Annotated in this window: 11 protein-coding genes; 7 read left to right on the top strand and 4 right to left on the bottom strand. The window is 48.0% G+C overall.

Translation table 11 applies throughout. The features are described from left to right. From IKG78_RS08860 to IKG78_RS08845, 4 genes are all read right to left on the bottom strand, one after another. Window positions 1-1,276, bottom strand: a 1,276-nt coding sequence (locus IKG78_RS08860) for a CotH kinase family protein (RefSeq protein ID WP_290942463.1), incomplete at its 3' end; no start/stop codon positions are given. A gap of 135 nt (window positions 1,277-1,411) precedes the next feature. Continuing rightward, a complete protein-coding gene (locus IKG78_RS08855) occupies window positions 1,412-2,587 on the bottom strand; it encodes an RNA methyltransferase (RefSeq protein ID WP_290942462.1) in 1,176 nt (391 codons plus the stop codon). 332 nt (window positions 2,588-2,919) lie between these two features. Further along, window positions 2,920-3,504, bottom strand: a complete 585-nt coding sequence (locus IKG78_RS08850) for a 5-formyltetrahydrofolate cyclo-ligase (protein ID WP_290942460.1) — start codon at window positions 3,502-3,504, stop codon at window positions 2,920-2,922. 34 nt (window positions 3,505-3,538) lie between these two features. Further along, the gene (locus tag IKG78_RS08845) at window positions 3,539-4,711 is read right to left on the bottom strand and encodes a ribonuclease D (protein ID WP_290942458.1); all 1,173 of its coding nucleotides are present in this window, start codon (window positions 4,709-4,711) and stop codon (window positions 3,539-3,541) included. Window positions 4,712-4,979: 268 nt separating this feature from the next. On the opposite strand from IKG78_RS08845, the gene IKG78_RS08840 reads away from it, so the two are divergent. From IKG78_RS08840 to IKG78_RS08810, 7 genes are all read left to right on the top strand, one after another. Continuing rightward, window positions 4,980-5,336, top strand: a complete 357-nt coding sequence (locus tag IKG78_RS08840) for a helix-turn-helix transcriptional regulator (RefSeq protein WP_290942456.1) — start codon at window positions 4,980-4,982, stop codon at window positions 5,334-5,336. A 218-nt stretch (window positions 5,337-5,554) separates the two neighbouring features. After that, a complete protein-coding gene (locus IKG78_RS08835) occupies window positions 5,555-6,181 on the top strand; it encodes a hypothetical protein (RefSeq protein WP_290942454.1) in 627 nt (208 codons plus the stop codon). Next, window positions 6,174-6,896 (top strand): sugar transferase, encoded by a 723-nt coding sequence (locus IKG78_RS08830; RefSeq protein ID WP_290942452.1) that lies wholly within the window; start codon window positions 6,174-6,176, stop codon window positions 6,894-6,896. Before IKG78_RS08835 ends, IKG78_RS08830 begins: the two co-directional genes overlap by 8 nt. Beyond that, window positions 6,893-7,771 carry an NAD-dependent epimerase/dehydratase family protein gene (locus IKG78_RS08825; protein WP_290942449.1) on the top strand — a complete coding sequence of 293 codons (879 nt, stop codon included), beginning with the start codon at window positions 6,893-6,895 and terminating at the stop codon, window positions 7,769-7,771. The genes IKG78_RS08830 and IKG78_RS08825 overlap by 4 nt, the downstream gene beginning before the upstream one ends. Beyond that, on the top strand, window positions 7,771-8,943 hold the full coding sequence (locus tag IKG78_RS08820) for a glycosyltransferase family 4 protein (RefSeq protein WP_290942446.1): 1,173 nt from the start codon (window positions 7,771-7,773) through the stop codon (window positions 8,941-8,943). The genes IKG78_RS08825 and IKG78_RS08820 overlap by 1 nt, the downstream gene beginning before the upstream one ends. Continuing rightward, complete coding sequence (locus IKG78_RS08815; RefSeq protein WP_290942444.1) at window positions 8,940-9,497, top strand: acyltransferase; 558 nt, start codon at window positions 8,940-8,942, stop codon at window positions 9,495-9,497. The genes IKG78_RS08820 and IKG78_RS08815 overlap by 4 nt, the downstream gene beginning before the upstream one ends. Continuing rightward, window positions 9,490-10,599, top strand: coding sequence for a glycosyltransferase family 1 protein (locus IKG78_RS08810; protein ID WP_290942442.1), 1,110 nt, complete (start codon window positions 9,490-9,492; stop codon window positions 10,597-10,599). The genes IKG78_RS08815 and IKG78_RS08810 overlap by 8 nt, the downstream gene beginning before the upstream one ends. Window positions 10,600-10,638 lie beyond the last annotated feature (39 nt).

Raw genomic sequence — 10,638 nt, 5'->3', positions numbered from 1 at the left:
CTAGGTTCGGCCAGCGCTTGAAGTTTCTGTCGGCGGCTTTCGTCAAGTAAGTCTTCATGGAATCTAGGTATGCGTCCATGACCTTGGTGTGCCACACGCCGCTGCGGAGTTCCGCCCAACGCTTTTTCAGTTCGTCCTGGTAATCGCTTCTCTTCCACAGTCCAATGAGCCAGTTCGGAGCTTTCAGGCTACCCATGCCGCCGCCGCCGAAACCGCCACCGAAACCGCCACCGCCGCCGCCTTTGCTTTCAATTTGCCAGCTGTTGCCTCCGCCATAGCCCATCATGCCGCCATTGCTCATGGCGAGGTTGAAGTCCCACGGCGGACCCAAGGTCACTTTACCTTCCTTGAATTCCTTGCCGTTCTTGCCTCCCTTATCTTTGGGCTTGTGCAAGAAGAAGCTGCACCAGTAGGAGTCGCCGTTGTTGGTGACTTCCTGGTGTAACACGTAGTCAACAGCAGAACCGAGATCGACGTATTTCTCGAATCCATCGCCTTTCTTGCCGTTCTTGAACAGTGCTTCGAGATCGTTCAAGTATTTTTTCAGGTATTCTTCCTGCTGCTTTTGGATGTTCGCTTTCTTGGGGTAGTGCAAAATGACGTTCAAGCCGTCGGAGGTGTTGAAACCTTCGGCCTCGATACCGCCCTGGTTGTTGCTGCCGCCGCCGCCAGTGTTGGTGCCGACTTTGTCGAATGCCCAAAGGTAGCCGCCGGTAAGGCTGTCACCCGCGATATCAGTTTCTTTGAGCTTGCTGATGTCCACGCGGTACTTGCCGCGTTTGATTTTTTCGACAAGCACATAGACGCCGCGATAAACGCCGTTGATGTATAGGTCAAAGTGCTTGGTGCGCGGGGCGTAGCGGCCGGCCTGCCTAAAGAGCCAGTAGGCGAGGGAATTTCGCAACATGCTCTTGTCAACGTAAGGGCCGTGCAAAACCCAGTCGTCAGCGGGCGGGAGTCCGAAAAGGCTGACATCGACGCTGGAGGTGTCTTTGTCTTTGTATTCTCGAACTTCGATGCTGTAGCCGGGCTTGGGGAACATGGCAGAAGACTGGCCACGGACCTTGATGCCGATGTCGTAGAAGGTTCCCTTGGCGCTGTCGGCCACGTTGTTTGTTGCACCGTCCAAGACCTTCATTGTTGCGGGAATCTTTTCGGTGACTTTGTTGTCAAGGCATTGCTTCTTGGTATCAACGAAAATGATAGGCAAGTCGTAGGTCTGTGCTAGAGATAAACTTGCCGCGAAGCAACTTGATAGAATGATTTTTTTGAACATAAGAAAATCCACACTCCTTATCCATCTCATAAAAAAATAAACGCACTCTAATTAAATAGGTGCGTTTATTTAAGTTTACATGTAGTTTGTGTTTACATCTTTACAACAGCTGTAAAATTTTGCGAAAAAAGGCAATTACGCTTTGATCCGCAAGCGGGCGTATTCGTACAAACCGAGGGAAAGTGCCACGGACGCGTTATAGGAATGGGCTTCGGGCTTCATCGGGATACGGAGCACTGCATCGCACTGCTTCTTGATGAACGGGGGGAGACCCACGTCTTCTCCACCGACGGCGAGCACTACGTGGTCGGCAAAGTCGAATCCGGCGAGGTTTGTTTCGGTGTCTGCGTCGAGCCCGAGAATCTGGTAACCGGCCATCTTGAGTTCGCCGATGGCGCCTTCGAGGTTGTCCGGACGGCAGATGCGGAGCTTTTCGAGGGCTCCTGCAGAGGTGCGGGCGACGCTCGGCGTGATGCCGCACATTCCCTTCGCGGGAAGAAGCAAAATGTCAACTCCCAACGCGAGACTGCTACGGATGCAGGCGCCGAGGTTGCGCGGGTCTTCGATGTTCGTGGCCACGGCGATGAGCTTCTTTTCTCCGGTATCGCGGGCCTTGAAAAATTCTTCGCGCACGTCCATCCAGTTCAGGAGTTCCTTCTCGTTCATGAGGGCTACAACGCCGTGGTTCGGGCGGGCGTAGCTGTCGAGAATCTTGGAATCGACTTGCTGCACATGCACGTGAGCACGTTTCGCGAGCTTCTGGAGTTCGTAGAGTTTCGGGTTGCCGGACTTGTGCATGAAGAGCACGCGGTGCACTTGGAGCGGAGTTTTATTCAGGAGTTCTTCGACTTCCTTGATGCCGCCGACGGCGACCTGCGGTGCGGCATCGGCATCTCCGACTGCGGGTACGACGTTATCTTGTGCGGCGCGGTCGCTATTGAAACTGCGGCGGTCGTCGAAGCGGCGGTCTGCACGTTCCTCGAAACTGCGGCGGTCAGCGGAAAATTCACGACGTTCGCTGCGTTCGCCGCCGAAATTGCGTTCGCGATTCGAGTCGAAGTCTTTGCGTTCACTAGCGAAGCGGCTAGGGCGATTTTTAAAATCATCCCGGTCACGGCGGAGATGCGCCTGGCTTCCGATGCCTCCGCGACGCTCGCTATTAAATTCGCGACGTTCTGTGCGGACCGGTTCGTCGTCCGGGTGTTCGCGATTGAACTTTGCTTCGTCAAATGTGGGGCGTGCGGTACGTCCAAAGTTACGCTTGCGATCGTTGCCAAAACCGCGACGGCTATCGTCATTATTGAAACTCATTTTGTGAATCTCCGTGAAAAAGGATTTTAGTTACTAGAGAATGGTCATTGGTCATTAGTCTTTGGTCATTAGAGAAATGATTAGTAGATAATGCTCTGGATCCTTCGACTACAGGCTTCGCCTTCCGCTCAGGATGACTCATTAATTCTCGTAACTCAGAAGTTTAATTTCTGACTTACAAATTTAGAATTTGCGAATTCTTTTAGCATTGCCATTCTGCTGCCGCACCGCTTTGAGCTGCCGCGCTGTGCTTATCAATGTGTCATCCCGGCCACTGTGCCGGGATCGGTTGTTGTTGTCATCCCGGCCACTGTGCCGGGATCGGTTGTTTATCAGTACTTTTCTCTACAAGCAATTACCGTGTGCATCTTCACGTCGGTTTCTTTCTGTTCCAACGGCTCCTTTGAAAGCTGCGCCGGAGTCATGATGCCCGCTTTGAATGCATTCGGATACTTTGCAAGGTATCTATCATAGTACCCCTTGCCGTGCCCCTGCCTGCTTCCGTCCCAATTGAACTTTACGCCGGGAACCAAGAATACAGGGATGTCTCCCTCGAACTTTTCAAGGCCTTCGCGAGGTTCCATAATGCCAAAGTGCCCCTTGACCAAGTCCTTCTTGAGGTTCTCTATTTTGTAAAAATTCATGATGCCGTCACCCTCGCACCGAGGGAGGAGGAGGCGCCCTTCAATAGCGAGTTCCTCAAGAATCGGCATGATATTCGGCTCGCCCTTGAGCGGATAAAATGCGGCGATGTTTCTGGCATCGTGATAGCCCGGAATGTCATGGATCTCTTGCCACGGCTCCTTGATGATGTCGTCGCCTTTTTTCATGCGGCGCATTTTCAAGACGGACTCCACGATGGAACTGCTTCCGAAAATCAAAAAAACAAGAATTACGATAACGATGGACGCTGCCATTTATTTCCTTTGTCCTTGACGATTCTTCGTTGTTTTACTCTTCGTCGCTCGAATCGTCGCCGATGCGCTTTGCCGTAGGCAATTTGTCTCGCAGAATTTCGCTCCAAATGCTCTGCTGCCAGTGCATCAAGTGCGCTTCTTCGTAACGAGTTTCCCACGGAAGGTCGCCAGGGGCTGCAAGCCAAATCAACTGCGCCTTGTTCGCAAGGAGCGCCGCGTCGATTTTCAACTCTTCGGCTTTTTCGTCACGCCATGTCTTGAGCGCGTTGAGCAAGTCTGAATGCGGGATGACCGGCGGTGGTGGAGCCTTGGGGAGCCGCATGGGCCATTCGCTTTCGGGAACGGCGACTGCCGTACGCAACATGTTGAGGAACGACTCTAGACGGTCGCCTTTGAAGTTGCGGGGAAGCTTGGGCAGGAACTTCTCGTCAACTTCCGGGAAATGCGATTGCTGTGCATTGACAATTGCGAGCATCAGTTCTGCCTGCATGACCTTGTAAGGCGGGCGGTCCAATTCTTCGGCCTGTTTTTCTCGCCATTCCCACAAATGCTTGAGAATGTTCAGTGCACGTGGACCGCAGATACTCGACCCCGTGATTCGCCACGGATCCTTCTTGGGTGTATTCGGGTGCTTTGCGTGTTCGATAAGCGCGTTGCACTGCTCGGTGAGCCAGCTCATGCGGCCAGCCTGTTGCAGTTTTTCCGCTAAAATCGCACAAAGTTCATGAAGGTAGAATGTATCGTGGATGGCGTATTCGCACATATCCAGCGAAAGCGGTCTAATGGTCCAGTCGGCTCTCTGGTTCTCTTTTTTGAGTTCGTCTCCAAAATATTCCTTGACCAAGTCGGCAAGCCCAAGATGCTGTTCGCCCAAAAGCTTTGCGGCGAGCATCGTATCGAAAATACTTTTCGGCGAAAAACCGTAGGTCTGCCACAACAGTCTGAGGTCGTAATCTGCGCCATGGAAAATTAGCGTCTGCATGGCGCGGGCTTTGAACAGTGGCGCAAGGTCCAGCCCACACAGCGGATCTACTATATAATGATGCTCGCCAATGGTAATCTGGATGAGGCAGAGACGAGCCGTGTAATGGTACATGGAATCCGCTTCGGTATCGACCGCGGCCATGTCGTACTGCTCCAAATCCAGAAGCAAGTTCGCGAGCGATTCTTCGCTATCAACCAGTATATATTTCTCGTCTTTAATCATTTGAAAAAGAAATGTAATTAAAAGAAATCAATTGTGAATTTTATTTATCGTTTTTTCCCAAAAAGAAGGTACTTACGAATGCCCAATTGCCCCAAAATGGTGTAAAAAAGGGAAATGATATACCTAAATTTTCAGCAATAATGAATTTCTTACAAACTAATAATAGGCTCGGTTCCGATTTTCTCGAAAGTCGTCTAATTTCGTGAGCCCTAAAAAATGGAAACTATTGTTTGCACGTGTTTTTGAATATTCTTCATAAAATTGAAAAATGCGTTATGACATTGAAGTCATCCAGAAAGCGGAAGTTGAACTATTGGCGCAGATGTTGAGAGATACATCTACGACTAAAAAGAGACTTGCGCTGGAAAGTGGAATTAGCCGTCAGCATATTGGGCTAATCGCAAAAGGCAAACGCAACTTTTCTTTGAAATCGTTCTGTGACCTCGCTGATGCTTTCGGTTGCACAGCAACTGAACTTATGTCGAAATTTGAAACATTGCTGCAAAATGAACTAGCTCTCCGGACACAAGCTCAAGCTGCCGAAAAATCCAAAGGGCTGAGCTACGTGCAAAGAGCGCTTTTGGATACTGAGAAAAAAGGCTTTATAAAGGTCATAAAAAAGTAGATCGGCAGGTCCAATCGGCCTCAAAAATCCCATTGAAGCCGTATTCGTTTGCGTATGATTCGAGTCACTTTATAGGCCATAGCCCTTCACAACCTACGAAATTTTTACTAATATTTACGAAAATGTTCCATTTCTGGCTATTTTTTCTATGTAAAAAACCGCAAACTGCGGCCTAAGACATACAAAAATGGCTAGAGTAAAACCGAGGGTTGCGGTAAGTGCGAAACGACGAGAATCCAACTCCGAAAGCAGCGGATGGTTCGCTTGGAAAAGGCGATCTTCTTGTTCTCGGTGCTGGTCAATACGGCGTGATGGCGGCGGAAATTGCCAAATCTATGGGTGCTTTCGACCGTATAGCTTTCCTTGACGACTCTTTTCTTAAAACGACAGGTGCTGATCTTTGCGAAGAACAGGGCGATGGTGTTGTTTCGAAATGCAATCACGTAATCGGTTCGCTCTCTGACATCGAACGATTCGCTACCAATTTCCGGTTTGGATTCGTTGCTATTGGCAACCCGGCTCTTCGTCGCAAGCTTACGGAACAGCTGCTTGCTAATGGCTTTTCTCTGGCGACATTAATTCATCCGACTGCTTATGTAAGTCCGTCCGCAAAACTCCAGAAGGGGTGCTGCGTAGAACCCCTTGCGACTATTCAAACTGGAGCTGTTATCGGCGGGGCGTCGTTTGTTGCCAGTGGCGCTGTCATCCGTCACAATGCGACCGTTGGTGAATATTCACATGTGGATTGCAATGCCGTTGTAGAAACTCTTGCTGAGGTTCCTGCCGGAACCCATGTTGCGTGCGGCTCGGTTTTTACTCGTGAAAAAGGTACTCTTAATGCATAAGACTCTCTATACAATTTTTTTCAAGCGTATCATAGACATTGTGCTTTCTGGATTTGGCATCATCGTTCTTGCCATTCCGATGCTCGCGATTGCTGTCGCCATCAAGCTCGATAGCAAGGGACCTGTTCTTTTCAAGCAGAAACGCGTCGGTCTCCACAAGAAACATTTCAACATTTACAAGTTCCGCACCATGCGTACTGACACGCCGAAAGACGCTCCGACGCATGAACTCAGCGATCCCAAGAAATGGATTACGAAGGTTGGCGGATTCCTCCGCAAGACGAGTCTTGACGAACTCCCGCAGATGTTCAACATCTTCGAAGGAACCATGAGCATCATCGGTCCTCGTCCGGCCCTTTGGAATCAGTACGACTTGATCGAAGAACGCGACAAGTACGGCGCAAACGATGTGCCCGTTGGCCTCACCGGCTGGGCTCAGATTAACGGACGTGACGAACTGGAAATCCCTGTAAAGGCTGCCCTCGATGGCGAATATGTGAAACGCCAAAGCTTCTTGTTCGACTGCAAGTGCTTCTTCGGGACGTTTATCAGCGTGCTCAAGAGCGATGGCGTTGTCGAAGGCGGCACTGGCGAAATGCACAAGCAAGAAGCCGAGCGTCATTCTGAGCGCAGCGCAAGCAGAGTCGAAGAATCTAAGCAGTCTCTCTCCACGCGTCATCCTGAGCGAAGCGAAGGATCCAGGGAGGTCTTATGATCAGAATCTTGATAACAGGCGCAAACAGCTACATCGGCATGAGCTTTGCCGACTACCTCGCTCAGCCCGAATTTGCCGGCAAGTACGAAGTCGATACGCTCGACATGATTGGTGACGCTTGGCGTAGCTTTGATTTCAGCAAGTACGATGCCGTCTATCACGTGGCTGGAATCGCCCACAGCGACAACGGAAAAATCAGCGAAGAACGTGCAAAACTCTACTACGCTGTCAACACGAACCTCACCGTGGAGTGCGCGACCAAGGCAAAAGAAGCCGGCGTGAAACAGTTCGTATTCATGAGCAGCGCCATCGTGTATGGCGACAGTGCCCCCATCGGCAAAGAAAAGCTCATCACACGCGACACCCCGGTGAATCCCGCGAACTGTTACGGCGACAGTAAAGTCCAGGCTGAAAACGGGTTGCGCCCACTTGACTGCGATACGTTCAAAGTCGTGATTCTTCGCCCGCCCATGATTTTTGGCAAGGGCAGCAAGGGCAACTATCCGCTTTTGAGCAAGCTTGCACAAAAACTCCCTGTTTTCCCGAAAGTCGCGAACAAGCGTAGCATGCTCTACATCGGGAACCTCGTGGAATTCGTCCGCCTGATGATTGAAAACGGCGAACGCGGTACATTCTGGCCGCAGAATCCGCAGTACAGCAATACTAGCGAAGTCATCTCGCTTATTGCCAAGGCGCACAACAAATGTTGCGTGCTTATTCCCGGATTCGGCTGGGCTCTGAAGCTTATGAGCCATGTTACGGGACTTGTGAACAAGGCTTTCGGCAATCTCGCGTACGATCAGGAAATGAGCGTTTATAGGGAACCGTACCAGAAGTACAGCCTCGAAGAGGCTATTGCGAAGACGGAGAAGTGATGCAGCGAAAGACCGTCCTTTTCCTTGTCAACCACGATGTGGTGATTTACAATTTTCGTCTTGAATTGGTGGAACGGTTGGTAGCAGATGGTCATGAAGTTCACATCAGCAGTCCCTACGGCGAACGCATAGATGACCTTGTAAAACTCGGCAGCAAGTATCACGAAATAAAAATTGCTCGTCATGGCATGAATCCTATCGCTGATGGAATGTTGTTGCTCAAGTATATCCTTCTTGTAAAAAAGGTAAAGCCGGACATTATTTTTGGATATACCATCAAGCCGAATATTTATGGAGCCTTGGCAGCACGTTTTTGTGGAGTCCCCTTTGTCGCTAACATTACGGGACTCGGGACAGCTGTAGAAAATCCAGGCATTGCTCAGAAAATAACAGTGGCTTTGTACAAGGTAGGCTTTAAAAAAGTACAACGGATTTTTTTCCAGAATACGGAAAATCGTCAGTTCTTTATAGATCGAAACCTATACACGGATAAACACGCTATACTTCCTGGCAGCGGTGTAAACCTTGAACGTTTTTCGCCCCTTCCGTATCCATCCGAAGACGATGGAATCCATTTCGTGTTCATTAGCCGCATCATGCGTGAAAAAGGCATTGAGCACTATTTGGATGCCGCGAAGCATTTTTTTGCACATTGTCATCCCCACGATGGTGGGGATCTCCCTGTCGAATCACTTGACCATACGTCATTGCGAGCGGAGCGAAGCAATCCAAAAACGACGTTCCACATTTGCGGTTTCTGCGAACAGGAATACCAATCCCAATTGGAAGAACTCACAAAACAAGGCGTTATCGTTTACCATGGCATGGTTCGCAATGTTCGTGAAATTCTCAAGAATGTTCATTGCACGATTCATCCGAGTTTTTACCCAGAAGGCATTAGCAACGTGCTCTTGGAAAGCTGTGCTAGTGCACGTCCTATCATCACTACGGACCGCAGTGGTTGTCGCGAGGTCGTCGAAGACGGTGTGAACGGGTTTATGGTAAAACAGCGTGATAGTCAGGACCTTATCGATAAGATTGAAAAGTTCCTTGCTCTTTCGCACGAACAGAAAATGCAGATGGGGCTTGCCGGTCGCGCTAAGGTCGAACGCGAATTTGACAGGCGAATTGTCGTGGATGCTTACTTGAATGAAATGGAGAATGTGGGATGAATAGATTTGCAAGAGCTGCGGTATGTGTCCCATGTGGATTCTTAAAAATGGCTTTAAATAAGTTGTTTCATCCAGTCAATTTTAAGGGACCCATAATCAGTTTAGTTTCTCCTTTTTCTGAAATAACCATTTCAGGTGGAAAGCTTTATATCGGTCAAAATTTTAAAATGCGCGATGGCGCCAAAATACGTGTTCGTAAGGGGGCCGAATGTGTTATTGGAAATAATACATCGGTAAATTCTAACAACATGATAGCTTGTCATGAAAAAATTATTATTGGAAATGATGTCCAATTAAGTCCAAATGTTCAAATTTACGACCATGATCATGATTTTAGGGATCGGAACGGGCTTTCTGCATTAAGGTATAAAACTTCACCAGTAATAATAGGTAATAACGTGTGGATTGGTGCTAACGCTGTAATTCTTCGTGGCACTAAAATTGGTGATAATTGTGTAGTTGGTGCTGGTTGTGTTTTGAAAGGTGAATATCCTGCAAATAGCGTAATTGTGCAAAAACGTGCTACCGATATGAAGGTGTTTCAAAATGTCTGAATCAATTAGAATTTTGCACATGATAGGGAGCCTTAATGTAGGCGGTTCCCAAGCTATGATTATAAACCTTCATAAAGCGATTGATAAATCAAAAGTTCAGTTTGATTATATCGTCGATCATCCTGATCAATTGTATTATGAATCTGTTGTAAAGGAATTGGGTGGCAAAATCTATTGTATGCCGACGTTCAAGGGGTACAATTTATTTGAAATACGTAAAGCTTGGAAGCAATTTTTCAAAGATCATCCTGAATACAAGATCCTTCATTCGCATGTTCGCAGCTACGCTTCGCTTTATTTGCCAATTGCAAAGAACGCTGGTTTAAAGACTATTATTCATAGCCATAATACATCTTCAGGGAAGGGCTTGAAGGCTGTAGTGAAGTTCTGTTTGCAGCGTGGTTTGCGTAAAAATGTTGATTACTATTTTGCTTGTTCCGATGTTGCCGGAAAATGGCTGTTCGGTGAAGAAATTACGAAACAATCGAACTATCATGTGTTGAACAATGCCATAGATGTTGAAAAATATGCTTATTCAGAAATGTCTCGAAAGAAAATTAGAGACGAATTTAATCTTAAGAATGAATTAGTCGTAGGGCATGTAGGACGGTTCCATCCACAGAAAAACCATTCGTTTCTTGTTGATATATTTGCAGAAATTCATAAAAAGCGTCCAGATTCAGTTTTGATGCTTGTCGGGACTGGTGATTTGATGGATTCTGTAAAAGAAAAGGCTGCGGAACTCAAATTAGACGATAGCGTGATTTTTACTGGTTCTCGTGCAGATGTTAACGAATTGCTGTCCGCATTTGATGTCTTTGTTTTTCCGTCGTTATTTGAAGGACTGCCTGTTACATTAGTGGAGGTGCAGGCTGCTGGATTGCCTTGTTTTTCCTCTGATACGGTAACAAAAGAAGTTGATTTTGATAGAAAAATTAACTACATTTCTCTGGACAAAGATGCTGCATACTGGGCTGACGAGATTATAAATGGCAAACCGGAGCGATTGGATCATACTGAAGCTATAAGGAAGGCCGGATATGACATTCAATATACCGTAAAAGAACTTACAAGTTTTTATCAGAAACTTGCTGGGTCTTAAGGTATATGTTTGTGTGAATAGAATCCTAAGATGCTGCTG

It is taken from the genome of Fibrobacter sp. (genome assembly GCF_017545445.1).
Lineage (GTDB): Bacteria > Fibrobacterota > Fibrobacteria > Fibrobacterales > Fibrobacteraceae > Fibrobacter.
Note: the sequence above shows the minus strand (reverse complement) of the source record. Positions and strands in the feature narration are given on the sequence as shown.

Coding starts and splice junctions, on each gene's coding strand:
- IKG78_RS08855 (WP_290942462.1), bottom strand. CDS start 2,587: ATGAGTTTCAATAATGACGATAGCCGTCGCGGTTTTGGCAACGATCGC.
- IKG78_RS08850 (WP_290942460.1), bottom strand. CDS start 3,504: ATGGCAGCGTCCATCGTTATCGTAATTCTTGTTTTTTTGATTTTCGGA.
- IKG78_RS08845 (WP_290942458.1), bottom strand. CDS start 4,711: ATGATTAAAGACGAGAAATATATACTGGTTGATAGCGAAGAATCGCTC.
- IKG78_RS08840 (WP_290942456.1), top strand. CDS start 4,980: ATGCGTTATGACATTGAAGTCATCCAGAAAGCGGAAGTTGAACTATTG.
- IKG78_RS08830 (WP_290942452.1), top strand. CDS start 6,174: ATGCATAAGACTCTCTATACAATTTTTTTCAAGCGTATCATAGACATT.
- IKG78_RS08825 (WP_290942449.1), top strand. CDS start 6,893: ATGATCAGAATCTTGATAACAGGCGCAAACAGCTACATCGGCATGAGC.
- IKG78_RS08820 (WP_290942446.1), top strand. CDS start 7,771: ATGCAGCGAAAGACCGTCCTTTTCCTTGTCAACCACGATGTGGTGATT.
- IKG78_RS08815 (WP_290942444.1), top strand. CDS start 8,940: ATGAATAGATTTGCAAGAGCTGCGGTATGTGTCCCATGTGGATTCTTA.
- IKG78_RS08810 (WP_290942442.1), top strand. CDS start 9,490: ATGTCTGAATCAATTAGAATTTTGCACATGATAGGGAGCCTTAATGTA.